We start from the raw sequence: 23,258 nt of genomic DNA on the forward strand, positions 1-23,258 counted from the left end.
TTAATAGAAAGGAAAAAATAAAATGGGTATCGTTATAAAGCATTCTGCAGAGAGACTTGCGTTTGAAGGAGCATTTGATGCAGCTGTACATAGGCTGGACAGAGATCCCAATGAGGGATATCTGAAGATTATTGACCTTATTCAAAGGGTTCTTGGAGATGCATGGCCGGATTATGCATATGACAATCTAAGAGAAGCATTCTCGGGGGATGGAAAATGGAAGCTGTTTTTTGACAACCTACTCCAAACTGCTGACAGGGAGTATCTCAGAGGATTGTTTATGGCATTTGGTTTTGAAGGAGCTTTTTGCGGATTTCACAGGACCAAAGAAGTGGGGAAAAAGCTTGGAGTACATGTTCCATGGGTAATCCTTTTTGATCCTACCAGTGCTTGCAATCTTCACTGCACCGGATGTTGGGCGGCTGAATATGAAAAACAGTGTAATCTGTCCTTTGAGGATATGGACAGACTGGTCAGCGAAGGCAAAGAGCTTGGGATTCATGCATACGTGATGACCGGTGGGGAGCCTCTTGTGAGGAAAAATGATATTGTACGCCTTGCAGAAAAGCACGATGATTGTGGATTCATGATCTTTACAAATGGAACCCTGGTTGATCAGAAGTTCTGTGAAGATATAAAGAGAGTTAAGAACATAGTGCTTTCACTCAGCATCGAGGGGGATGAGAAGGCAACGGATTCCAGACGTGGTGAGGGGACATTCAGGAAGATAATGAACGCTATGGATCTTCTGAGGAGCAACGGACTTGTATACGGAACATCTATCTGCTATACAGCATACAATTGCATGGCAGTTACTTCAGACCAGTTCTACGACTTCCTGATTGATAAAGGGGTGGCTTTCTCATGGTATTTCCATTACATGCCTGTCGGAATGGATGCTTCAGAAGAACTGATCCCTTCTCCCGAGCAGAGAGCTTATATGTATCGCAGAATACGGGAAATCAGGGCATTTAAAGGCGGCAAGCCAATTTTTTGCATGGATTTCCAAAATGATGGAGAGTTTGTTGGAGGATGCATCGCAGGAGGTAAGTACTATTGCCATGTTAATCCAAATGGTGATGTTGAACCTTGTGTATTTATCCATTATTCCGGAGCGAATATACACGACATGACTTTAGTAGAATGTCTTAAGCAGCCACTTTTCAGGGCATATCAAAAGGGACAGCCTTTTAATGACAATCCTCTAAGACCTTGTCCGATGCTGGAAAATCCTGAGAAATTAAGGGCAATCATAGAAGAAACAGGAGCAAAGAGCACTGATATGATCAGCCCTGAGAGCTGTGAACATCTATGCGCAAAATGTGACAGATATGCAGAACACTGGACCCCTGTTGCAGAGAAGCTTGCTGGAACTAATAAAAGGAAGAGTAGTGAAAAGACTGCTTGAGATAACGGTGTGCGGATGAAGAAAGAGAAATATAAGGGACTGCTGCAGCGCATCAATACCAAACTTGGAATATTAAAGTGTGTCATATACGCACTTTTGTTGATAGCACAGGTTTGGTACATAGTCTTAACTGTGCTTAGACTCCAAACGAGATCTCCCTGGGTTCTTACAATAACTCCCTATGTTGCTGTAGCAGTCTCCTTATATATATACTCCAGGCAATCAAATTCTTCGTTCAGGATAATGTGGATACTTCTTATAAGCGCATTCCCAATTCTGGGAGTGTGTTTATATCTGCTGGCAGGAAGGCAATCCGCAACTAAAAGAATAGGTGAAAGGTTTAATGAGTCAGAGGAAAAGAATTTAGAGTATCTTCCCGAGGACAGAGCTGCTTTGGAAAAGTTTCAGGCGGAAAATAAAGACCATTATGGCCAGGCATATTATCTTTCACATTATGCAAGAGCTCCACTGTATGATGATTCCCGAGTGATATACATTAATGATGCGCTTTTGGGTTATAAACAGCAGGTTGAAGATGCTGGGAATGCAAAACGCTTTATATTTCTTGAATATCTCCAGATAGAAAACGATGAATGCTTTGCAGAACTTAAGTCAGTACTGATACAAAAAGCTTCTGAGGGTGTATGCATAAGAATTATTTATGATGATATTGGCAGCATAGCCTTTTTAAATAAGCGTTTTATGCTGGATATGAAGAAATATGGAATAGAATGCAGGGTATTTAATCCGCTTGCGCCAGTATTCAAAGTTTTTATGAATAACAGGGATCATAGAAAAATAATGGTGGTGGATGGCAATATAGGATATTCCGGAGGATACAATATCACAAGAGAATACTTTCATTTAACGGAGCCTTTTGGGCATTGGAAAGATACAGCTGTGAGAATAACAGGTGAAGCAGTGGATTCGCTCACAGCATTCTTTTTATCGATGTGGGATACCATTGGAGCGGAAGAGGTTAATCCCTCATGGTTCTTTCTGCCGGTACATTCAAAAGACAGCTCGATTCAAAATATGTACATACAGCCTTATGCTGATGATCCGCTGGATGATGAGAGGGTTGGATTCGAAGTCTACATGAATATTCTTCGTGGAGCTAAAGAATATGTTTATTTTAGTACGCCATATTTGGTTATTACAGATGAATTTAAGGAAGAACTTGTTTCAGCTAAAAAAAGAGGCGTCGATGTAAGAATTATAATTCCCGGGATACCTGATAAAAGGCTCATATATCATGTGACCAGGTCCTATGCCAGAGAACTTGTTTTGGCAGGAGTATCGGTCTACAGGTACAATATTGGCTTTAACCACGCAAAGATGTGTTTGTGTGATGATTTTGTAACAGTAGTTTCATCAGTCAATCTGGACTACAGGAGTCTTTACCATCATTTTGAAAATGGAACGGTTATTTATGATGGTATGTTTGCAAAAACAGTTTCAGATGACTTCGATGATATGTTTTCTGCTTCAAGTAATATCACAAAGGATGATTTAAGAAAAACAGGTCTTATGGAGAGCGCATTAGAGGCATTTTGGAGGCTGTTTGCTCCTCTTTTATAAAACAGAACGGAGGAAATACAATGGATTACAGGAAGATAGTAGTTGCAGGAGGCGGAGTGCTTGGAAGTCAGATCGCATTTCAGGCAGCATATTGTGGTTTTGATGTCACCATATGGCTTAGAAGCGAGGATAGTATGGGTCGCACCACTCCCAAGCTTACAAAGCTGTATGAGACATATTGCAATACAATAGAAGCCATGGCAACTGATGATGGAAAACTTGCTGAAAATTGGGCGCGTGGAATTTCTGAACATGAAAGCTTCAGTAAAAGCGTGTGCATGAGCAGAGCCCAGGATGCATATCAAAATATAAAAATGACTATAAATATGGAAAGTGCGGTTGATGACGCGGACCTGGTTATCGAATCAATGGCAGAGAACCTTGATGATAAGATATCGTTTTATAAAAAGATGGCACCACTACTGCCTGAAAAAACAGTAATTGTAACAAATTCATCTACTCTACTGCCATCAAAACTTGCGCCTTACACAAAGAGACCGGATAGATTTCTTGCAATGCATTTTGCAAATTCTATTTGGAAGAATAATATGGTTGAGGTAATGACGCATGATGGAACAGACAAGAAGTACTTCTATGACATTATTGAGTTTGCTACAGAGATCAATATGATCCCATTACCTGTTAGAAAAGAAAAATCAGGGTATCTGTTAAACTCTATGCTCGTGCCGCTTTTATTTTCCGGGATGGATCTGTATGTAAATGAAATCTCTGATTCCAGGAGCATAGACAGAGCTTGGACGCTTGGTACAGGAGCACCGAAGGGACCGTTTCAGATTCTTGATATTGTTGGACTAAATACTGTTTACAACATTGTACATGAGTATGAGAAAACACCTTCATTCCTGGCTCCCTATAACTTCAAAGGCATGGCGAGAATGCTTAAAACCTATATAGAAGATGGTAAGCTTGGAGTTTCAACCGGAGAAGGATTTTATAAATATGATTGATTAAGAAATGCAAATTAAAGTATTTTTCAGAGTTGAGCGTGAATAATATACATCACTTACACAGCCTCTTTGATTTTGTGAAAGTGGTACAAAAGTGGTACAAATAAAAAGCAGGGTCGGCGAAGCCCCTTTCTCTGCGGCTTTGTGAGACCACTAAAAGTTCGATCCCGGTCGCCGGCAGTAAGAGAGAAGCAGTGATGCTTCTCTTTTTTGCGTTCATTTATTTTGCTGAGTCAGTTTATTAAAGTATTCTAATAACCTTTTTTCTAAGGATTTATCCTTCTGGAGAGAGTTTACAAATGAAAAGAGTTCTGGGTCTTCAGATGAAGAAATCGTTATTGTACTTGGATTTGGATCATCTGTTAAGCCATAAAGATAGTCAGAAGTAGTGTTGAACGTTGACGCTATGAAACATACTGTTTGGAATGATGGCTCCCTTTGCCCATTTTCATAACGACCGTAACCCATAGCGGACATATTGAGTCTGCGAGCTGCTTCTGCTTTATTTAATCCTAACTCTTCACGTGTTTTGATTAGTCTTTCTGCTTTGAAATTCATATTCACCTCATTTTTGATATTGACAGATAACCAATGGTTATGTACTATATAGTAACCGATGGTTATATTATAACCAAATTAGTACATAAATCAAGGAGGAATGAAAATGGGATGTTGGGTGATTGGAGCCGGTGAATTAGAAATTATTCCTGAGCCAGATGAGACATTGATTAAGGAGTATATAAAGTTTTCAAATAGGATCAATCCATACGCAAAAATGGATGAAAACTTTCCGAATCCTTGGTTTTTTAATGAGGATAACCGGTTAGAGTCGATAGCTGGTAAATTTGCGGAACCTTCTGTCTGGTATGACTACATAAAGAACTTTTTTGAGACGCTAGGTTATAAAGTAAACTTTGGCGTAACGTAGGCGAAAATCCACAGGCTTGCCTGTGGGATGAAGCCTTTTTCTTTTTTGACAATCACGTAGAATGATTAAATAATCTATGTATTAAAATAAAGGAGAGCACAAATGGATAATTCGAAATGCGTAGAGTATGTGAATTCTCATGTAGATGATATTGCTGAATATGTAAATGAGTGCTTTGAGCGATCAAAAGAATTCATAAAAGGAAAGTTGATTCGTCGGATAAGAGATGAATTGTCACCCACTCCAGTTCACTATGAGATAAAATATGTCTACGAACCTTATGATTATTCTGGAATACTTGTAGAAGATGGATACATTTCGCTCGACCAGACTGTAGGAGAATTTCTTGAAAACGAATATAGCGGAAACAAGGAAGCTACTTATGAAAGCGGTCGCGGTTGGAATTATCTTACATACGACGACGAAATAAGTAATGATACATTAGATATAGCATCGGACATAATGTTTTCTGCAATACGCAGACATATTGAAAATCATTTTGGCGAAAGTCTTTCTGATGATGAACTCACAGATATTCGAGATTCCTGCAATGATTTCGGTGATATATATGTGGATTGCAAAGCCCATGATTTTTTTTGTAGTATGGGTGCTGCTGAGTTTGTTGGTATTGAGGATATGCAACTTAAAGACATTATTAAGAAAGGGAGAAATTCTAATGGCACGACCTAAAAGCAGAAATTTACCGCTAATGTGGTCGTTGGACTGCTTGGTAATGAAAGTCCTGATTCAAACAGATTTACACTTGTAACTCCAAAGTCTGAAAATGATGTACGATTACAATCTACGCTTGCCAATCAGAACCCCACGGGCTTGCCCGTGGGTATAGTCAGAAATTGATTGGTGAAAAGCAAATAGTGGGCGAATGTGATCCAGGAGTAAATTTCTGGGAATTGCATGATATTCAGTACAAGAAGTATAAAAAGTGGAAAGCGAGAATTCAGGATTATGATTTGGAAGCATAAAAAATGTGCAATGAAATTTCTATGAATTGTCACTCGATATTATTGACTTAAGGTTTTGGTTACAATACTATAATCTTAACAGCGGACACTTGAGGTTCGCTTGAACGTTGAAATCAAAGAGGGTTCTGGAACGCTTTCTTTGATGGAGTTCTAGGTGGGTTCGATAAAAAACCACAAACCAGATAGGATTATCCGAAAGAAAATTATCTAAGAGACCTTGTAGTCAAATACAAGGTCTTTTATTTTTTGGAGATGCAATGGGAGTACTAGAATCTTTAAGCTCATATGATAAACTGCTAAATACCGAATATATAATAAAAATTGGCAGAAGAGGAAAGGCTATCGATCTTTGCCTGGTGTTTGATAAGGTCGATTGGTTTCACACGATGGGATTGCATTATCTTAAGGATCTTGAATTCTTAAACGTACATGGGTCTCAAACAGAATCATTATATGATGAAATCATCGCAGGAACTTATGGGAATGTTGATTTTGAAAAATCAAGGTATTATACAAATGAAATGGAATTAAGGGTAGAACTTTTCGGACAGCTTGCAGACATAATAGAAAAGCTGGATAACCAAGAGTATAGCTTTTATGGCTTTAGTAGAAAGAAGTGCTCGTGGACAAGCATCAATGCAGATTATCTGATTAACAATCATGAGAGATTTGAAAATCTTATGCTATATAAGAAAAGCGATAATCTAGCAGGAATAATATTTATCAGTGAAATGTCTATCTTTTCTTCTAAGGCAAGTATGAATGACTACACAACTGGACAGACACAGTATATTGTTCTTAAGGTTGAAAGACGCGACAAGGTTACAGGTACTGTGACGCCTGTATTTAAACATAGAAACTATAAAGAATAGTATCGTTTATGCATTTTAGATGTATAACAAAAAGAGGTTGCAGTTTTATGAGTATTGACCTTGCCCTAAGGGCATGCTTTATCCTTATAAATGAAAACTGATATGCAAAGGAGAGGCTATGAACAGAAAAGATATTTTGGGGAATGAAATTAAGACTGAGTGCGTAGGATGCGCAATTGTGCGTGGTGAGGTGAAACTTCCCGGGGGAATTATTTATGATGGGGAGTCGATTATTCTTGCTGCAGATCCTGAGATTCCAATTCCCGGTTTTCTAATAATTACAAGTAAAAGACATATTCAGTCTTTTGCGGAATTAACTGCAGGCGAGAGAACTGAGATAGGAAATACAATAGCAATTGCAGAAAGAGCTATAAAGGACCTGAAAATTGCTGAAACTGTTACACTGGTGCAGGAAGAACGCTCCCGGCACTTTCATATATGGATTTTTCCTAATCAGGAGTGGATGCTTGACAAATTCGGATATGGTTTGCAGTATATGCGTGATATTAATGCTATTGCCAAAGATAATGCTTCTGATGCGGATATTGAAAACGTGATAAGGACTGCCAAAGAAATCAAGAATTACATAGAAAGTGAAAACAAACATGACTAAAATCATTCCAATAAAAGAGCTAAAAATAAAAGAAGCTGCAGCAAGAGAGATTCCTAAGGATGTTGAAGAAGGAGTACAAGCCTATTGGAATGAACTTATAGCCAAGTATTCGGGGATGTTTAATGGGGCCTTATATTCTGTAATTAATATGGAAAATGATGACGGCATAGTCACAATAACTTGTGAGCCCTCTGATTATGCACATTACAAATACAGTGAGATCAAGGATCCTGGAGAGTACGCATGTAGAATTATGTATGCGGGCTGCATATTAGTCTCATCTGACAAAAAGCTTTTTGTTTCACTAAATGGCGTAGGTTCAGAGTTTGTGGGAAAAATCCAAGGAATAGGAGGTGTTATAGACCCTTCTGACAGGATTATAGGTGGCTCCTATCGTGAGGATGGCAGTACTGAGAATAATAAACTATCACCATTAGTAACAGCACTTCGAGAGCTTGAAGAAGAGGTAGGAAAAGAAATCAGGGATAGTGTTTCTGAAATAGGCAAATCATATCTTGTCACTAATGATAATAAGTATGGCTTTCCTTTTGTATTTTATTCAGATCTTGATTCAGAAAATATCCTATATGCCTTTGATTCTTTTAAGAAGGAGACAGGCAGCAATGAGGTTGATAGGCTGATATATTTTGGAAAAGATGATATGGGTGAACTTGAGAAATATGAATCCGGACAAGATATTGGTGTAGTAGATCTTTTGAAAATCATTATGGGGGAATTGTAAAAAAAGTAACTGAATATTACTTGTCTTTATCTCTATATAATAGACAAATAAAGCCAAATAATGATTTTGCTATGCATATTTGGAACTTATTTTATATGCTGCAAAAGTGGTACAAACTTGGTACAAAAGAAAGGCAAGGCCGGCGAAGCCCCTTTCTCTGCGGTTTTCCAAGACTACTAAAAGTTCGACCCCGGTCGCCGGCAGTAAGAGAGAAGCAGTGATGCTTCTCTTTTTTGCGTTCATTTATTTTGCTGAGTCAGTTTATTAAAGTATTCTAATAACCTTTTTTCTAAGGATTTATCCTTCTGGAGAGAGTTTACAAATGAAAAGAGTTCTGGGTCTTCAGATGAAGAAATCGTTATTGTACTTGGATTTGGATCATCTGTTAAGCCATAAAGATAGTCAGAAGTAGTGTTGAACGTTGACGCTATGAAACATACTGTTTGGAATGATGGCTCCCTTTGCCCATTTTCATAACGCCCGTAACCCATTGCAGACATGTTGAGTTTTCTTGCTGCTTCAGCTTTGTTCATACCTAATTGTTCACGAATTTGGATTATTCTTTCAGCTTTGAATTTCATATGGACCTCATTTCACTATTGACAAGTAACCAATGGTTATGTATCATACAATAACCGATGGTTATATTATAACCTAAATTATTCATTTATCAAGGAGGAATAAAAATGGGATGTTGTATGATTGGGGCAGGTGAACTAGAGATAATTCCTGCGCCAGATGAGACATTGATCAAGGAGTACATAAAGTTTTCAAATAGGGTCAATCCGTATGAAAAAATGGATGAAAACTTTCCAAATCCGTGGTTTTTTAATGAGGATAATCGATTAGAGTCGATAGCTGGTAAATTTGCGGAACCTTCTGTCTGGTATGACTACATAAAGAACTTTTTTGAGGCGCTAGGTTATAAACTGGTTGGTGAAAAGCAAATTGTGGGCGAATGTGACCCTGAAGTAAATTTCTGGGAATTGAATGATATTCAGTACAAGAAATACAAAAAGTGGAAAGAGAGGATTCAGGATTATGAATTGCGAGCATAAAAATGTGCAATGAAATTTCTATGAATTATCTCTTTATTTTTTTGGAGATACAATGGGAGTATTAGAATCTTTAACACGCCGTGAGTAGATAGCGGTTCTCTTTTTTGATATAGTATTTGATAAGGGAGCATGCAGTCAGAATAATGAAATCCACTATATGGTTGATAAGTGGATGAATAAATTATGGGATAGGAAGGATAAAATTTTGGTTGGAAAGTACGATATAAAAATCTATGACAACAAAGTACATTACCACCTTATCGTGAAAAGAAATATAACGATAATACAGGGGAACAGTGCAACTGGTAAGACAACTTTGATAGATATGCTGCTTGACTATAGTCAATTGGGGAAGAATTCAGGAGTAACAGTAGTTTGTGAGAGAAAATGTGTGGCATTTAGATTTCAAAATGATATGCAATTGCAGATTTTACAGACTATGCATGGATACATTATCTTTTTAGATGAGAATAACAGTTTTATCAAGACACATGAATTCGCAAGAATAGTGAACGAATCAGATAATTATTTTGTAATCATATGTCGAGATGCTCTTCCCCAATTGCCTTATAGCATAGAAGAAATATACGGAATGCGGATCAATAAAGAGTCGCAGAAATATATTGAACCTAAGAAGACATACAACGAGTTATACAATATTTACAATCTTCACGATAGTAAAGAGATAAAGCCGGATACGGTTATCACAGAAGATTCCAATTCAGGGAATGAGTGTTTTTCACATGTTTTTGAGTGCGAGTGCAGATCCGCTGAGGGAAAGAGCAAAATTACAGCTATGATTTCAGAGTATAAGAATTCAGGAAAAGATTTGCTTGTGATTGTTGATGGGGCAGCTTTTGGTTCCGAAATGCAGTTGTTTAGCAGAAAAGCTGCTAACTGCAATAATAAGTGTGTTTTATATGCGCCGGAATCATTTGAGTATTTATTACTGAATTCAGGAATAGTTGAGGTGGACGAGAATGTTCTTGAGAATACATATGATTATGCTGACAGTAGATATTATCCAAGCTGGGAGAGGTTTTATACAGCCTACCTGATTGAAAGAACAAAGGATACTGTTCTTCATTATAACAAAGCAAGGATTAATGAAGCATATTTGACTGAGGGTAACTTAGAAAAAATTAGGGCGCAGTTACCGGAACAAATTGAGGTGTAAGAGAATGCTAAATATTATTTATGGAGAAATAGAAAAAGATAATTATATTTTTGATCCTGATACTTTTTTTAATCATCAAAGTGAAGATGCATGGCTTGAGGATGAGTTTACAAAGGAAATGGTAAAAGATGTTGATCAATCAGAAATAATTGGGCCGCATCTTGTTCAAAGCCCTTTTTTAGGAGCTATTCCGCCAGAAAAACTTTCTGGTGGTGTGAAGACACTTATCCTTATCGCAAATGATAATGAGCATATATATAATGCTTCTGCTTGTGGGGATAATTGTGCCAAATGGCTTTTAAAAATAGGCGAGAACAAGGATGTAACAATTAGACTGGGGTACCTTATGAATTTTGGAAAAGGTCCTTTTCAAATTCATGTTGTTAACACAAATAAAATAGTCAATAATCTTGAAGAGCTTGATGATGAGGTCATAGATAATGGACTTCTTCAGCAAGTGACAAAGTGAGTCGAGTAATTCAATTAGCTTTAAACTCGGAAAAAGTTTATGAATACTTGACTGAGGAGAAAACTATATAAGTACCAACGTTATAATTAAATGGAATATAGATCAGAATAATGACAGATAATAAATATGCACATAGGAAAAAATGTTTAGCTTGGCTTCCGACGGTTAAATGCTATTATATGTTTACAGGTGAGTCCTACCTTTAAGTGGAAACTATAACAGATAGTCCTCGCTGATAGCGTGGCTATAAAAAGCTATGTGTCTCAAAGCACATGGCTTTTTTTTGGAGTCATTATGGAACAATTAAAGCTTTACTATATAGACATGAAATATGTTAGAGATCTTCACAATGCTGATGATCGTGTAGATTCCGTTTCGCCTCAGATAGGGAAAACGCAATTATGAGGTTCTCTTTTATTGCCATCTTGTAATATAGAAGAGTGTACATACTTGTTAGTATGGGAGAAGGAGAAGACTTAATCATGGTTATACATCCGATAAAACCTGTTTATGATAAAAATTCAAAAATTCTTATTCTTGGGAGTTTTCCGTCTGTAAAATCCAGAGAAGAAGGGTTCTTCTACGGACATAAGCAGAATAGATTCTGGAAGGTGATTTCGGGAATATTTGAAGAGGAAGAGCCGGAGTCAATAGAGGAAAAGAAATCTCTTTTGATAAGAAATAAGATAGCGTTGTGGGATGTGATACAATCCTGTGATATTGTTGGATCCTCGGATTCCAGTATCAGTAATGTGGTGCCAAATGATTTAAGCATTATTTTAAGTACAGCAGATATTAAGGCAATATATGTTAACGGCAAAACAGCACACAAATATTATAAAAAGTACACAGAGCCTGTAATTAAGAGGTCTGCAATATGTCTTCCATCAACCAGCCCTGCAAATGCAGCATGGAGTATGGAAAAGCTTCTGAGTGCTTGGAAAATTATAAAAAGGCATTGACCTTGCCCTTGGGGCAGCCCTTACCATTAAGTAAGCACAGGATGATATACGTACGAATCAGGTGTATTACTTAGTTCACAAAATTGTATTTACCAAAAAGGAGGGCAGTATGAAAGAAAAAATGACATCCGGAGAAATTGCAAAGCAGGCAGGAGTATCAACAAAGGCGCTTCGTGTTTATGACGAAAAAGGGCTTCTTAAGCCTATTGGGCTTTCTGAGGGGAATTACAAACTCTATGATAAGAGTTCGCTAATTATTCTAGAAAAGATCATAGCTCTTAAGCACATTGGCTTTAGTCTGGAAGAGATTAAGAATAGTCTTGAAAATGATGATCAGAGTTCTATAAGAGAAATCCTTGAAAAACAGCTTGAAATGATGAATCAGAAAATATATGAACTTCAAAAGTCTGCAAAGTGCATAAAGTCAGCGCTTGCAAGGTTTGATGAGAATCCTGATTGGGATGACATTGCTGACATCATCAAAAAGATGGAAATGAGTCAGGGTGCTGATGAGCGCAGATGGTATGCGGAGGAGCATGCTGCAGACGGAATTGAGTGGTACGAAAAGATTTTTAATTCTTTATCCTTTAAGGAAACTGATACTGTTCTTGACCTGGGGTGTAGTTATGGCCTTCTGTGGAGAAAGAACTGGGAGCGCATTCCCAAGAATTTTATCGTAGAAGGTGTAGACATCCACGGAAACTGGGCTGATGATCTATATAGGTATCTTGAAGACAACCGCAAGACACTTCCTGAAGGCTCTGATATTCAGGTGATTTTCAGTAATCTAGAAAAAGATGAAACTTGGGAAAAGATAAGAGAGAAGAAGTATTCAAAGATTATAGCGCATTATCTTTTATCTTACCTACATGATGATGCATATTTTATCAAGAATGTGGCACAGGTGCTTGCACCTGGTGGAATGTTTTCCGTTAATCACTATGGTGAAGCGGTTAAGGAATATGATTTTTGGGAAAAGTGTTTAACTGAAGCGAGACTTGATATTTCTTTTGCCCATAAAAAGAGAGATGAGAGAAGACAGGCAGACGTAGAGTTTGAAGCGCTTTTATCAGAGAGTTTTGACAGAGTAGAAAAGATAGCGCTTCCGGGGCCGCTTGTATTTGATAATGCAGGTGCTCTTTTTGACAGAGTGCTGAAAAAGTATCCAGAAGGCGGAAAATACCTTGAGGATAACAGAGAGAAAATTGAGAAATATTTTGATAGTGCCTTGCTTGGTGACGGACCTGTTACTGTGGATATGGACAGTGTGTTCTATCATTGTTTTATCTGAGTTTGCAGCTTTTTTATATTAAATCAAAAACGGTACAGATGTAAAAATAATCGTCTTTATGCATGTGATGCTGGTGTCATAACAATAATAATGAAATGTGTTATAGGTTGTAATAAGTGGCTCATAAAATGTGTGAAAAAGGATTGAATGGACTGACTTTTGTGTAAAAAAGACAACTAATATTGACCTTGCCCTAAGGGCATGCTTTATCCTTATAGGTAAAAAAAATATGCAAAGGGGAAGCTATGAACAGAAAAGATATATTAGGGAATGAAATTAAGTCTGAGTGCGTAGGATGCGCAATTGTGCGTGGCGAGGTGAAACTTCCTGGGGGGATAATTTATGATGGGAAGTCGATTATTCTTGCCGCAGATCCTGAGATTCCAATTCCCGGTTTTCTAATAATTACAAGTAAAAGACACATTCAGTCTTTTGCGGAATTAACTGTAGACGAGAGAGCTGAGATAGGAAATGCAATAGCAATTGCAGAAAGAGCTATAAAGGATCTGAAAATTGCCGAAACTGTTACATTGGTTCAGGAAGAACGTTCCAAGCACTTTCATATATGGATTTTTCCTAATCAGGAGTGGATGCTGGAAAAATTTGGATATGGTTTGCAGTATCTGCGTGATATCAATGCATTTGCCAAAGATAATGCTTCTGATGCGGATATTGAGAACGTGATAAGGACTGCCGAAGAAATCAAGAAATACATAGAAAGCGAAGACAAATATGACTAAAATCATTCCAATAAAAGAGCTAAAAATAAAAGAAACTGCAGCAAGAGAGCTTCCTAAGGATATTGAAGAAAGAGTACAAGTTTACTGGAATGAACTTATAGCAAAGTATCCGGGGATGTTTAATGGGGCGTTATATTCTGTAATCAATATGGAAAATGATGACGGCATAGTCACGATAACCTGTGAGCCTTCTGATTATGCTCATTACAAATACAGTGAGATCAAGAATCTTGGAGAGTATGCATGTAGAAGTATGTATGCAGGTTGCATATTAGTTTCATCTGACAAAAAGCTATTTGTTTCGTTAAATGGCGTAGGTTCAGAGTTTGTAGGAAAGATTCAGGGAATAGGTGGAGTTATGGACCCTTCTGACAGATTTATTGGTGGTGCCATACGCGAGGATGGCAGTACAGATAATAACAAATTATCACCTTTAGTGACAGCATTTCGAGAGCTTGAAGAAGAGGTTGGAAAGGAAATCAGGGATAGCGTTACTGATATAGGCAAATCGTATCTTGTTAATAATGACAATAAGTATGGCTTTCCATTTGTTTTTTATTCAAACCTTGATTCAAAAACAATTCAACATGCCTTTGATTCCTTTAAGAAGGAGACAGGCAGTAATGAGGTCGATAGACTGATTTCTTTTGGAAAAGATGATATGGCTCAACTTGAGAAATATGAATCCGGACAAGATATTGGTGTAGTGGATCTTTTGAAAATCATTATGGGTGAATTGTAAAGATGGAACGGAATACTACTAAAAGTTCGACCCCGGTCGCCAGCAGTAAACATTAGAGAATCGCATTAGTTTGCGGTTCTCTTTTTATGTTATGATTAAATAAAAGTCAGGAAAGGCAGGGATAAATGAAGAAAAGGAAAGATTTGGTGTCTTACATATTTATCATTATTGGCGCTGTAATGGCAAGTTTCTCGGTTGCCCTTATACTGCTTCCCAATGATGCTATTGATTATGGAACTGCCGGTGTGGCAATCATAATAAGCAAACTGACAGGTTTTCAATTACCAATCTGTGTGCTTGTTGTATTTATCCCTTTTATTATTGCCGGCTACATATTTTTGGGGAAGAGATTCACAATTAAAGCTGCAATTGGATCTATTGTATATACTGTGGGGCTTGATTTTTTTGAGAACGTGCCATTTGAACTAAATACAGAGCATTTTTTAGCTGTAGCATTTGGAGGAGCTATTTTAGGAGCGGGATTATCACTTATTCTTCGCAGTGGAGGCTGCATAGACGGATCGGAAATCCTTGCAAATATTGTAGTAAAGAAGTTGTCTGACGTGACAGGAAGAAACTACAGTATGACGCCGGTATTACTTGTTTTTAATGCATTGGTATACCTTACAGTTTTTGTGGTGATAGATATGACGGCAGCTCTTTTAAGCCTTCTGGTTTATGTTGTGGCAACGGTTGTAATAGATCACTATACAGATCACTTTGAAGCCATCAAGCAGGTTACGATCATCACGCAGGATCCGGACGGGATTATTAAAGATATAAAGGACAGACTTAATAAGACCTGTACGATCATGGATACCAGAGGTGCTATTGCAGGAGCGAATAATACTCTGATCTGCTACATCAGTTATTTTGAGCTTCCTATAATGAAGGAGATTATTTCAAGCCATTCAGGGAGTTTTAGCACTGTATCTACCATAGATGAAATATTGAGATAAATGGACACAAACCCCGTCCCCTAGGACCATCTCTTTATTCTTCTGAAGCTATGGGCTCTAATTCTTTATCATTTAGTTCTTTTTCATGCAATGCCTGAATATCGTCAATTGCAGAGAGCATAGGTTTTACGTTCTGATGGAGAATGACTCTCTGAACGTAGTTATGAGTGATCTGCATAACTGTGCCGCTTAGTGAAAGGACACCGATAAGGTTAGGTATTGCCATCATTCCGTTGAATGTATCTGAAAGATCCCAGGCAAGTGTCAGATCCATAGTTGCGCCAACTACGATGAATACTACGAAAATGATGTGGTAGAACTTTATATTTTTTCTTCCGAAAAGATATTCAAATGCTTTGCTTCCGTACTGGCTCCAGCCAAGAGTAGTAGAGAAGGCAAAGAGCAAAATTGCGATTGCGATAAAGGCGTATCCGAACTTACCAAAAACTGTTGAAAACGCTTCAGCAACAAGAGCAGTTGATACCTGACTTGAAGTTACAACGCCAGTCTCAAGGTCCACAAGACCACTTGAAAGAACTGCAAAAGCTGTGATGGAGCATACGATTATAGTATCTGCAAATACCTCGAAAATTCCCCACATTCCCTGAACTACAGGCTCACGAACGTTTGAGCTTGAGTGAACGATTACTGATGAGCCAAGTCCGGCTTCGTTAGAGAATACTCCTCTTTTCATTCCCCACTGAACAGCCATTGCTACGCCGCTACCTACAATACCGCCGCCTACAGAGCGAAGGCCAAAGGCACTTTTGATGATTGATGTAAATACTGCGCCAAGCTGGTCAATGTGCATGATGCAGACTATGATGGCGCCGACCATATATATGATAGCCATGAAAGGAACAAGTTTTTCTGTGACAGAGGCGATTCTCTTAAGACCGCCCACGATAACAAGGCTTGCAAGGATCATAAGTAAGATTCCGGTAACAATGCTTGGGATACCAAAGGCAGTGGTCATATTGACTGCGATTGAATTGATCTGACCCATGTTGCCGATGCCAAATGAAGCAAGGATACAGAAGATACTAAAAAGAACTGCCAGGACAGAGCCTGCAACATTGCAACCGGGCTTAGAACCCAGGCCATCACGAAGATAATACATAGCACCGCCGCACCACTCATTTCTTTCGTTTCTTCTGCGGTAGTAAATACCAAGTACATTTTCTGAGAAGTTAGTCATCATTCCGAAAAATGCCACGATCCACATCCAAAAAATAGCACCCGGGCCACCTGCTGCGATGGCAGCAGCGACACCGGCGATATTACCTGTTCCAATTGTAGCTGCCAGTGCTGTACACAGGCTCTGGAACTGAGATATCTGAGTGTCATTCTCTTTCGTATGTGCAGTGACATGCGAGTCTTTAAATATTCCACCGATCGTGTTCGAAACCCAATGTTTAAAGTGGGATATTTGGAAAAATTTAGTGAGACATGTCATGAGAATTCCTGTTCCTACTAAAAGAACAAGCATTGGAAGTCCCCAAACAAATCCGTTTACAGCATTATTGACGTTTTCAACAGTTGATAAAAATTTCTCCATACGGCTCTCCATCTTATTAGAAAAGTTTTTTTTACTTTATCACATTAAAATCAGAAAGGGAAGCAAAATGTATAATTGTATACAAAAATATCTCATCATTACATGCTACCGATAAAAAGAAAACGTGTTTATAATAAATGTAGCTAATATGCATATTACTAGAAGTGGGGGATTATGGACAATGGAGGAAGGCATCTTTAGGGGAAGAAAGATACAGTTTTCGCAGGACTATCTAAATCTGAAGCAGAGTAAGCAGATTCAGGCGCTTGCGTGCATCGGGATCATGATCCATCATGTCACGCAGCAGATAACTTCGTATGGAAATAATCCTAAAGGACCGATCACTGTATTTAGTTACATAGGATTTATGTTTACAGCACTGTTCTTTTTCTTTTCCGGATATGGGCTTTTGTACAGCTATCGCTGGAAAAAGGATTATTTTGATGGTTTCCTTAAGAAAAGGCTGCCTTCAGTGCTGATACCTTTTTGGATCACCAATATCCTCATTATCATAGTACAAAAGTTTTTGGGGACAGATAATAGTGACTTTTTGTCGACCGTAAAAGACATAGTGGGTGTGACGCTTGTAAACAGCAACGGCTGGTTTGTAATAGAGATTGTCATACTTTATCTGCTGTTTTATGTGATCTTTTCAGTCCTTAAGAACAAAGACCTGGCAGCAGCTCTTTTGTGCATCACGACTGTGCTTCTTATGGTATACAGCCTATTTCAGGGCCATGACCCCTACACCAATAAGGTCCACTGGTTCAGAGGAGAGTGGTGGTACAATTCGACAATCTGTTTTTGCTACGGAGTTTTGTATGCAAATTATAAAGAAAAGATAGAAAGATCATTCAGGTCTTTTTATTACATATGGACTTTAATTGCAGGCCTTTTAACGCTCCTTATGATATGTGCAAGTATCTATACGCTAAATAACTATGGCTATTATCGTGAACTTGTACATGATGGGCTAAGGAGCGCCTCAATCACACTTTCTGTGCAATCTGTTTCGTGCATCGTCTTTACTACTTTTGTGCTTCTTCTCAATATGAGATTTCCGCTAAAAAGCAGAATACTTGAGTATCTTGGGAGCATTTTGCTTCCGCTGTTTCTGGTACATGGGTATGTGGTGAATACTCTTTCGCATGATATAAGGGTGAGTGACCTGTTAAGATATGTGATCATAATTGGCGTAAGTATAGGCCTTGCGGCTGTCATCGCGCCGATATCCGGTTTTGCTGTTAAGCTCGTAAAAGAGCTTTTGAATAATTCTTTTGGAACAAATTTAAAAAAGGTAGCGATCATTTTAGCTCTTATGTGCGGCTTGGCAGTAATAGCAATCCCCGTAATCCATTCAGTTGTTATTTCAAAAGAATTCAGTGAAGAATGCGCTGTTTTTAAGGATGCGCAGGTGGGCGACGTAGTAAAGTTTGGGCATTATAATACCAGGATTAACAATCCTGGGAAAGAGAGGCTGACCTGGGAAGTTGTAAAAAGGCAGGACGACAGGCTGTGCCTTATGTGCGAGTATGGAATCGCAGGAAGCTACTACAATCAGCATCATCAGGAGATAACATGGGAAGACTCAGATATTAGAAAGCTTATAAATTCAAAAGAGTTCACGGGGAGCTTTAGTGGTAAGGAAGCGGATATCATCCTTCAAAATGATGGGGATATGCTGACTTTGTTAACTCCGGAGGAAGCAGAAGATTTTTTTGAAAATGATGAGGCAAGGCAAATTGCAATAACAGATGTTGCGGCCAGAAATGGAGTGAACATCAACACTCCCAGCAAGGTCAACAACTGGGATATGAAGGGATACAGATCCTCCTGGTGGTGGCTTAGAGGTGAAAATACAACGCCATGTATAACTGCGCCTATCGTAACGGTTGACGGAACAATCGTTATGGATGAAAAAGTAGTAAATAAGCCAGGTGGAGCAATAAGACCTGTTGTTTGGATTTTATTGCGTTAAACCGGTGGCGTATTTTGAGGCGTTAGTGTATAATCTTTTTTATGCTTTTTTTTAAAGAAGTTATTGTAGATAGGAGAGTAGTATTTTGAAACAGGAACACAGAGGATCTTTTTCCGGAAAAATAGGTTTTGTATTGTCTGCGGCAGGCGCGTCAGTAGGCTTGGGAAATATTTGGAGATTCCCTTATCTTTGCGCTAAGTATGGCGGAGGAATCTTCCTTATTGTGTATATTCTTTTGGCGCTTACATTTGGATATACCATGATAATTGCTGAGACAGCTATTGGAAGATATACCAAGAAAAGTCCGGTTGGAGCATTTAACAGTATCAGTAACAATAAATGGATGGGACTTGGCGGATGGATCAATGCCATTATCCCAATCCTGATCGTTCCCTACTATTCAGTAATTGGCGGTTGGGTATGCAAATATCTTTATGAATACATCACAAATGATGTTAACGTGATAGCGGGTGATACCTTTTTTACCGATTTTATAACTGATGGTATTGCGTCAGAGATTTGGTTTATAGTTTTCGCAGCTCTTGTCATGATAGTAATATTCATGGGAGTTGAGGGCGGAATAGAGCGTGTATCCAAAATGGTGATGCCTGTTCTTGTGGTACTTGCAGTTATTATCTGTGTTTACTCAGTAACAAGGCCGGGTGCTTTGGAGGGTGTAAAGTATCTCTTTGTCCCTAATTTCCAGCAATTTTCCATTATGACTATAGTTACAGCTATGGGTCAGATGTTTTATTCCTTATCAATAGCGATGGGAATCCTTATTACTTTCGGTTCATATGTAAAAAAGGAAGTCAGCATTGAAACTTCAACTAAGCAGGTTGAGTTCTTTGACACCATAATAGCTATTCTTGCCAGCCTTATGATCATTCCTGCAGTATTCTCTTTTTATCACGGAGATGAGAGCATGCTCAAGGCAGGACCATCACTTATGTTCATAACTATGCCACAAATCTTTGCGAGCATGGGTCTTGGTAAGATCATCGGAATCCTTTTCTTTGCACTTGTCCTGTTTGCGGCAGTTACAAGTGCCATTGCACTTACAGAAAGCGCAGTTTCCACATTTGCCGATGAGTTTAAGTGGAGCAGAAAAAAGGGAAGCATAATAATGATTGTCATCATGCTTTTACTTGGAAGCCTTTCATCCCTTGGAAATGGGCCTCTTAGCTCTGTGACAATAATTGGAATGCAGTTCCTTGATTTCTTTGATTTCCTTACAAACTCAGTTATGATGCCTATTGCAGCCTTTGCTACATGCGTTCTTATAACCAGGTTCATGGGAATTGAGAAGCTCGAAGCGGAAGTTGAGCAGGATGGACATCCATTCAAAAGAAAAGGAATCTTCTCTTTTATGATCAGATTCCTTTGCCCTGTATTTGTAGTTATTATTCTGGTAAGTGCGATACTTAATGTTTTTGGTATTATCAGTATGTGATAAAAAGAAAATGCGGCATAGATTGATGATCTGTGCCGCAATTTTTATATACCAAATTATCAGTTTGTCTTTTTGTCATACATGTTGATGATAAGCTTGCAGATGCCAACAGTGACGGCATTTGGATGTCTCATACATGTATAGAGCAGTTTGTTTGACTTTGAGGTGATATCTATTTTTGTAGATGTCACTTTTTCTTTTATATCAGGTCGTAAAAAGAGATTCTTTACTCTTTTAAGTGTATCTTTTTCAGGACAGCGCAATTCGTTTTTTAGAATAACAAACAGCATTATAATAAACTCTCTGTCCATCTGTTTGTCGTAGCCTTTGATATTTTTATCCGCAAAAATATCCCTAAAGGTTTTATCGGTAAGCTCCAGGTTCTGAAGGAGCTTTGAGTTGTAGGAATGAGCAATGGAGCTGCCTACAAGTCTGTAGTGATAATTGTAAGCGTCCTTTAGGATAACAAGTCTTTTGCAGTCCAAAAGGCAAGGAAGAGTAATGTTTACGTCTTCACTCATTGTAATGTCGTGATTGCAGTACTTGAGGTTATCAAGCAAAAGCTTTCTGGAAATGAGCTTCATGCATCTGGACATAGTAACGGGGCGGACTTCATCCCCAAGGATATGTGAGTGGAGAGCCTCAAGCTCTTTTCCCATGTAAACGCCGGGGGCAAGAGACTGTGTCTCTTTTCTGCGCTCGCCGGCCTTTTCAACTATGTAGTTGCTTGCGATGATCTCTGAATCGGCAAAAGCAGGGGCTACGTGAGCCACAAGCTCTTTTGCCAGATCAAATTCAACCCAGTCATCACTGTCCACAAAAGTGAGATAGTCCGATGTGGCAGCTTTGGCCCCTGCTATCCATGCGGACATGAGTCCACCGTTCTCTTTGTGGATGACTCTGATGCGCTTGTCAAAAGAAGCATAGTCATCGCACATCTGAGGGCTTATGCCGTCAGTTGAACCATCATCAATAAGAATGATCTCAAGGTCTTCATAGGTCTGGCCCATAACTGAGGTCATGCAATCATCAAGATATTTAGAGGTGTTATACACCGGAATAATAAAACTTATCTTAGCCATTTATCTTTAAACTCCAATAAAATTCTTTTCTTATATTAACACAGGGCTTGTCTTTTAACCACAAATCAATTCAGATATGATAGCATACTTCGGCATTTTAAGGTAAAATATTCATATAAAAATCTCTCTTTGGAGGTATTGAGTATGGGCAAGGTATTTCATGTTGATAAGCAGATTGCAAACAAAAATGTTGAGGATTCCATCACTGAATGGACTAAGGTGGTTAAGTACGATGATATCAATGCCGAGGACAGACTCTTTGGCGGAAAACTTATGAGTTGGATCGATGAGGTTGCAGGAACTGTGGCTGTCAGACATTCAGGAAACCCAATAGCTACTGCAGCAATCGATAATATGCAGTTCAAGCAGGGGGCAGTTCTGGGTGATGTTCTTGTAATGATAGGCAAGATCACATATGTTGGCAAAACTTCAATGGAAGTAAGGGTAGATACCTATGTTGAGGATGTTAAGACGGGAATGCGCCATGTGCTCAACAGAGCATATCTTACTGAGGTGTGCATCGATGACGACGGAACACCATGCCTTGTTCCTTACGGACTTAATATAAAGACTGAAAATGAAAAGGCTGAGTGGGAGGGTGCCATCAAGAGGCGCGAATTCCGCAAACAGCGCAGAATGGAAGGCTTCTAAATTCTAATAAAAAATTTATAAAGACGTTGAAATTAACAATAGGGAGTGTTAAACTTTTGTCATATGGTGAAGTTTAACACTTTCTTTACTTTATAGACAAATGGAGGTTTATTAAAATGAGTAAGAGCTTTGACGACATTCTTGCTAAACTTAAGACAGCAAGCACCAAGAAAATGTCTGTTGCAGTTGCGCAGGACACACACGTTCTTGAGGCTGTCAAGATTGCAAAAGAGAGAGGAATCGTAGATTCTATCCTTGTTGGTGATAAGGAGCTGATCGAGGAGAAGGCAAAAGAGGTTGGAATGAACCTCTCAGACTACGAAATCATTGATGTTAAGGATACTATTGAAGCAGCTCGCACAGCAGTTTCGCTCGTATCATCAGGCAAGGCAGATATATACATGAAGGGTGCTCTTGAGTCAAAAGACTTCCTTAAGAGCGTTCTTGATAAGGAGGTTGGTCTTCGTACAGGTCGTCCTCTTTCACATGTTTGCGTATTCGAGATTCCGGGCATTGATCGTCTTTTATTCCTTACAGACGTTGCTTTCATGCCATATCCAACACTTGAAGATAAGAAAGTTATTATTGAATATACAGTAGATGTTGCAAGAGCTTGCGGCGTTGAGTGCCCTAAGGTTGCTCCACTTGCAGCAGTTGAAGTTGTTAACCCTAAGATGCCTGTTACTGTTGAGGCAGCAGAGCTCACAAGACTTAATGAAGAGGGCGAGATCAAGAACTGTATCGTTGACGGACCTCTTTCAATGGATCTTGCTATTGATCCGGAGGCAGCCAAGCATAAGGCAGGAGCCCTTGACAGAAAGATTGTTGGCGATGCCGATATTCTTCTTTTCCCTGACATTCATGCCGGTAACCTTACATACAAGACTATCGTAAGACTTGCAACAGTTAAGAACGGTAACATTCTCACAGGTACTAAGGCTCCCGTAATCCTTACATCCAGATCTGATTCTGTTGAAGTAAAGGTTAATTCAATTGCACTTGCAGCAGTAGTAGCTGAAGACAAAAAGAAAGGAATCTTATAA

24 protein-coding genes are annotated in these 23,258 nt (G+C 38.7%); 20 read left to right on the top strand and 4 right to left on the bottom strand.

Annotated features, from left to right (window positions below):
- Positions 1–22 precede the first annotated feature (22 nt).
- From E7303_RS09395 to E7303_RS09405, 3 genes are read left to right on the top strand one after another with little or no spacing between them, the layout of a single operon-like run.
- The gene (locus E7303_RS09395) at positions 23–1,408 is read left to right on the top strand and encodes a radical SAM protein (RefSeq protein WP_035776253.1); all 1,386 of its coding nucleotides are present in this window, start codon (positions 23–25) and stop codon (positions 1,406–1,408) included.
- A 15-nt stretch (positions 1,409–1,423) separates the two neighbouring features.
- Positions 1,424–2,989 carry a cardiolipin synthase gene (gene cls / locus E7303_RS09400; RefSeq protein WP_051192435.1) on the top strand — a complete coding sequence of 522 codons (1,566 nt, stop codon included), beginning with the start codon at positions 1,424–1,426 and terminating at the stop codon, positions 2,987–2,989.
- Between the two features lie 20 nt (positions 2,990–3,009).
- Complete coding sequence (locus E7303_RS09405; RefSeq protein ID WP_292144982.1) at positions 3,010–3,957, top strand: 3-hydroxyacyl-CoA dehydrogenase; 948 nt, start codon at positions 3,010–3,012, stop codon at positions 3,955–3,957.
- Positions 3,958–4,173: 216 nt separating this feature from the next.
- Here the strand turns inward: E7303_RS09405 and E7303_RS09410 are convergent, their stop codons facing one another.
- Positions 4,174–4,515: a helix-turn-helix domain-containing protein gene (locus tag E7303_RS09410; protein ID WP_292144983.1), complete on the bottom strand. Its 342-nt coding sequence runs from the start codon at positions 4,513–4,515 to the stop codon at positions 4,174–4,176.
- A 106-nt stretch (positions 4,516–4,621) separates the two neighbouring features.
- Between E7303_RS09410 and E7303_RS09415 the strand changes: the two genes are divergently transcribed.
- The 5 genes from E7303_RS09415 (at position 4,622) to E7303_RS09435 (ending at position 8,095) form a co-directional block, all read left to right on the top strand.
- Complete coding sequence (locus tag E7303_RS09415; RefSeq protein WP_292144984.1) at positions 4,622–4,885, top strand: hypothetical protein; 264 nt, start codon at positions 4,622–4,624, stop codon at positions 4,883–4,885.
- Positions 4,886–4,987: 102 nt separating this feature from the next.
- Positions 4,988–5,575, top strand: coding sequence for a hypothetical protein (locus E7303_RS09420; protein ID WP_292144985.1), 588 nt, complete (start codon positions 4,988–4,990; stop codon positions 5,573–5,575).
- 550 nt (positions 5,576–6,125) lie between these two features.
- Positions 6,126–6,740, top strand: a complete 615-nt coding sequence (locus E7303_RS09425; protein WP_292144986.1) for a PBECR4 domain-containing protein — start codon at positions 6,126–6,128, stop codon at positions 6,738–6,740.
- A 118-nt stretch (positions 6,741–6,858) separates the two neighbouring features.
- Complete coding sequence (locus E7303_RS09430; protein ID WP_292144987.1) at positions 6,859–7,353, top strand: HIT family protein; 495 nt, start codon at positions 6,859–6,861, stop codon at positions 7,351–7,353.
- Positions 7,346–8,095 carry an NUDIX domain-containing protein gene (locus tag E7303_RS09435; protein ID WP_292144988.1) on the top strand — a complete coding sequence of 250 codons (750 nt, stop codon included), beginning with the start codon at positions 7,346–7,348 and terminating at the stop codon, positions 8,093–8,095. The genes E7303_RS09430 and E7303_RS09435 overlap by 8 nt, the downstream gene beginning before the upstream one ends.
- 239 nt (positions 8,096–8,334) lie before the next feature.
- On the opposite strand, the gene E7303_RS09440 is transcribed toward E7303_RS09435, so the two are convergent.
- A complete protein-coding gene (locus E7303_RS09440) occupies positions 8,335–8,676 on the bottom strand; it encodes a helix-turn-helix domain-containing protein (RefSeq protein ID WP_029233826.1) in 342 nt (113 codons plus the stop codon).
- A gap of 105 nt (positions 8,677–8,781) precedes the next feature.
- Here E7303_RS09440 and E7303_RS09445 point away from each other — a divergent pair, with 105 nt between their 5' ends.
- The 8 genes from E7303_RS09445 (at position 8,782) to E7303_RS09480 (ending at position 15,493) form a co-directional block, all read left to right on the top strand.
- On the top strand, positions 8,782–9,153 hold the full coding sequence (locus E7303_RS09445; protein WP_292144989.1) for a hypothetical protein: 372 nt from the start codon (positions 8,782–8,784) through the stop codon (positions 9,151–9,153).
- A gap of 205 nt (positions 9,154–9,358) precedes the next feature.
- Complete coding sequence (locus E7303_RS09450) at positions 9,359–10,330, top strand: translation initiation factor 2 (RefSeq protein ID WP_292144990.1); 972 nt, start codon at positions 9,359–9,361, stop codon at positions 10,328–10,330.
- A gap of 4 nt (positions 10,331–10,334) precedes the next feature.
- The gene (locus tag E7303_RS09455) at positions 10,335–10,799 is read left to right on the top strand and encodes a DUF4869 domain-containing protein (RefSeq protein WP_292144991.1); all 465 of its coding nucleotides are present in this window, start codon (positions 10,335–10,337) and stop codon (positions 10,797–10,799) included.
- 458 nt (positions 10,800–11,257) lie between these two features.
- On the top strand, positions 11,258–11,761 hold the full coding sequence (locus E7303_RS09460) for a DNA-deoxyinosine glycosylase (RefSeq protein ID WP_292144992.1): 504 nt from the start codon (positions 11,258–11,260) through the stop codon (positions 11,759–11,761).
- A 109-nt stretch (positions 11,762–11,870) separates the two neighbouring features.
- The gene (locus E7303_RS09465; protein ID WP_292144994.1) at positions 11,871–13,052 is read left to right on the top strand and encodes a MerR family transcriptional regulator; all 1,182 of its coding nucleotides are present in this window, start codon (positions 11,871–11,873) and stop codon (positions 13,050–13,052) included.
- A gap of 245 nt (positions 13,053–13,297) precedes the next feature.
- On the top strand, positions 13,298–13,792 hold the full coding sequence (locus E7303_RS09470) for an HIT family protein (protein ID WP_292144995.1): 495 nt from the start codon (positions 13,298–13,300) through the stop codon (positions 13,790–13,792).
- On the top strand, positions 13,785–14,534 hold the full coding sequence (locus E7303_RS09475) for a hypothetical protein (protein WP_292144996.1): 750 nt from the start codon (positions 13,785–13,787) through the stop codon (positions 14,532–14,534). Before E7303_RS09470 ends, E7303_RS09475 begins: the two co-directional genes overlap by 8 nt.
- A 125-nt stretch (positions 14,535–14,659) precedes the next feature.
- The gene (locus tag E7303_RS09480; protein WP_292144998.1) at positions 14,660–15,493 is read left to right on the top strand and encodes a YitT family protein; all 834 of its coding nucleotides are present in this window, start codon (positions 14,660–14,662) and stop codon (positions 15,491–15,493) included.
- 34 nt (positions 15,494–15,527) lie between these two features.
- Here the strand turns inward: E7303_RS09480 and E7303_RS09485 are convergent, their stop codons facing one another.
- Entirely contained in the window at positions 15,528–17,051 is a 1,524-nt protein-coding gene (locus E7303_RS09485) for an alanine/glycine:cation symporter family protein (protein WP_292144999.1), read from the bottom strand.
- Between the two features lie 181 nt (positions 17,052–17,232).
- On the opposite strand from E7303_RS09485, the gene E7303_RS09490 reads away from it, so the two are divergent.
- Together E7303_RS09490 and E7303_RS09495 are read left to right on the top strand one after the other, a co-directional pair.
- The gene (locus E7303_RS09490; protein WP_292145001.1) at positions 17,233–19,029 is read left to right on the top strand and encodes an acyltransferase family protein; all 1,797 of its coding nucleotides are present in this window, start codon (positions 17,233–17,235) and stop codon (positions 19,027–19,029) included.
- 82 nt (positions 19,030–19,111) lie between these two features.
- Entirely contained in the window at positions 19,112–20,482 is a 1,371-nt protein-coding gene (locus E7303_RS09495; protein ID WP_292145027.1) for a sodium-dependent transporter, read from the top strand.
- A 59-nt stretch (positions 20,483–20,541) separates the two neighbouring features.
- Here the strand turns inward: E7303_RS09495 and E7303_RS09500 are convergent, their stop codons facing one another.
- Positions 20,542–21,564, bottom strand: coding sequence for a glycosyltransferase family 2 protein (locus tag E7303_RS09500; RefSeq protein ID WP_292145003.1), 1,023 nt, complete (start codon positions 21,562–21,564; stop codon positions 20,542–20,544).
- Between the two features lie 144 nt (positions 21,565–21,708).
- On the opposite strand from E7303_RS09500, the gene E7303_RS09505 reads away from it, so the two are divergent.
- Together E7303_RS09505 and ptb are read left to right on the top strand one after the other, a co-directional pair.
- The gene (locus E7303_RS09505; RefSeq protein ID WP_022774634.1) at positions 21,709–22,215 is read left to right on the top strand and encodes an acyl-CoA thioesterase; all 507 of its coding nucleotides are present in this window, start codon (positions 21,709–21,711) and stop codon (positions 22,213–22,215) included.
- 116 nt (positions 22,216–22,331) lie between these two features.
- Positions 22,332–23,258 (top strand): phosphate butyryltransferase, encoded by a 927-nt coding sequence (gene ptb, locus E7303_RS09510; RefSeq protein WP_292145005.1) that lies wholly within the window; start codon positions 22,332–22,334, stop codon positions 23,256–23,258.

It is taken from the genome of Butyrivibrio sp. (assembly GCF_015056685.1).
Classification (GTDB): Bacteria; Bacillota; Clostridia; order Lachnospirales; family Lachnospiraceae; genus Butyrivibrio.

What these genes read in the sequence shown, in the direction of transcription:
- E7303_RS09395 (WP_035776253.1), top strand. Translation starts at nt 23, where the DNA reads ATGGGTATCGTTATAAAGCATTCTGCAGAGAGACTTGCGTTTGAAGGA.
- cls (WP_051192435.1), top strand. Translation starts at nt 1,424, where the DNA reads ATGAAGAAAGAGAAATATAAGGGACTGCTGCAGCGCATCAATACCAAA.
- E7303_RS09405 (WP_292144982.1), top strand. Translation starts at nt 3,010, where the DNA reads ATGGATTACAGGAAGATAGTAGTTGCAGGAGGCGGAGTGCTTGGAAGT.
- E7303_RS09410 (WP_292144983.1), bottom strand. Translation starts at nt 4,515, where the DNA reads ATGAATTTCAAAGCAGAAAGACTAATCAAAACACGTGAAGAGTTAGGA.
- E7303_RS09415 (WP_292144984.1), top strand. Translation starts at nt 4,622, where the DNA reads ATGGGATGTTGGGTGATTGGAGCCGGTGAATTAGAAATTATTCCTGAG.
- E7303_RS09420 (WP_292144985.1), top strand. Translation starts at nt 4,988, where the DNA reads ATGGATAATTCGAAATGCGTAGAGTATGTGAATTCTCATGTAGATGAT.
- E7303_RS09425 (WP_292144986.1), top strand. Translation starts at nt 6,126, where the DNA reads ATGGGAGTACTAGAATCTTTAAGCTCATATGATAAACTGCTAAATACC.
- E7303_RS09430 (WP_292144987.1), top strand. Translation starts at nt 6,859, where the DNA reads ATGAACAGAAAAGATATTTTGGGGAATGAAATTAAGACTGAGTGCGTA.
- E7303_RS09435 (WP_292144988.1), top strand. Translation starts at nt 7,346, where the DNA reads ATGACTAAAATCATTCCAATAAAAGAGCTAAAAATAAAAGAAGCTGCA.
- E7303_RS09440 (WP_029233826.1), bottom strand. Translation starts at nt 8,676, where the DNA reads ATGAAATTCAAAGCTGAAAGAATAATCCAAATTCGTGAACAATTAGGT.
- E7303_RS09445 (WP_292144989.1), top strand. Translation starts at nt 8,782, where the DNA reads ATGGGATGTTGTATGATTGGGGCAGGTGAACTAGAGATAATTCCTGCG.
- E7303_RS09455 (WP_292144991.1), top strand. Translation starts at nt 10,335, where the DNA reads ATGCTAAATATTATTTATGGAGAAATAGAAAAAGATAATTATATTTTT.
- E7303_RS09460 (WP_292144992.1), top strand. Translation starts at nt 11,258, where the DNA reads ATGGGAGAAGGAGAAGACTTAATCATGGTTATACATCCGATAAAACCT.
- E7303_RS09465 (WP_292144994.1), top strand. Translation starts at nt 11,871, where the DNA reads ATGAAAGAAAAAATGACATCCGGAGAAATTGCAAAGCAGGCAGGAGTA.
- E7303_RS09470 (WP_292144995.1), top strand. Translation starts at nt 13,298, where the DNA reads ATGAACAGAAAAGATATATTAGGGAATGAAATTAAGTCTGAGTGCGTA.
- E7303_RS09475 (WP_292144996.1), top strand. Translation starts at nt 13,785, where the DNA reads ATGACTAAAATCATTCCAATAAAAGAGCTAAAAATAAAAGAAACTGCA.
- E7303_RS09480 (WP_292144998.1), top strand. Translation starts at nt 14,660, where the DNA reads ATGAAGAAAAGGAAAGATTTGGTGTCTTACATATTTATCATTATTGGC.
- E7303_RS09485 (WP_292144999.1), bottom strand. Translation starts at nt 17,051, where the DNA reads ATGGAGAAATTTTTATCAACTGTTGAAAACGTCAATAATGCTGTAAAC.
- E7303_RS09490 (WP_292145001.1), top strand. Translation starts at nt 17,233, where the DNA reads ATGGAGGAAGGCATCTTTAGGGGAAGAAAGATACAGTTTTCGCAGGAC.
- E7303_RS09500 (WP_292145003.1), bottom strand. Translation starts at nt 21,564, where the DNA reads ATGGCTAAGATAAGTTTTATTATTCCGGTGTATAACACCTCTAAATAT.
- E7303_RS09505 (WP_022774634.1), top strand. Translation starts at nt 21,709, where the DNA reads ATGGGCAAGGTATTTCATGTTGATAAGCAGATTGCAAACAAAAATGTT.
- ptb (WP_292145005.1), top strand. Translation starts at nt 22,332, where the DNA reads ATGAGTAAGAGCTTTGACGACATTCTTGCTAAACTTAAGACAGCAAGC.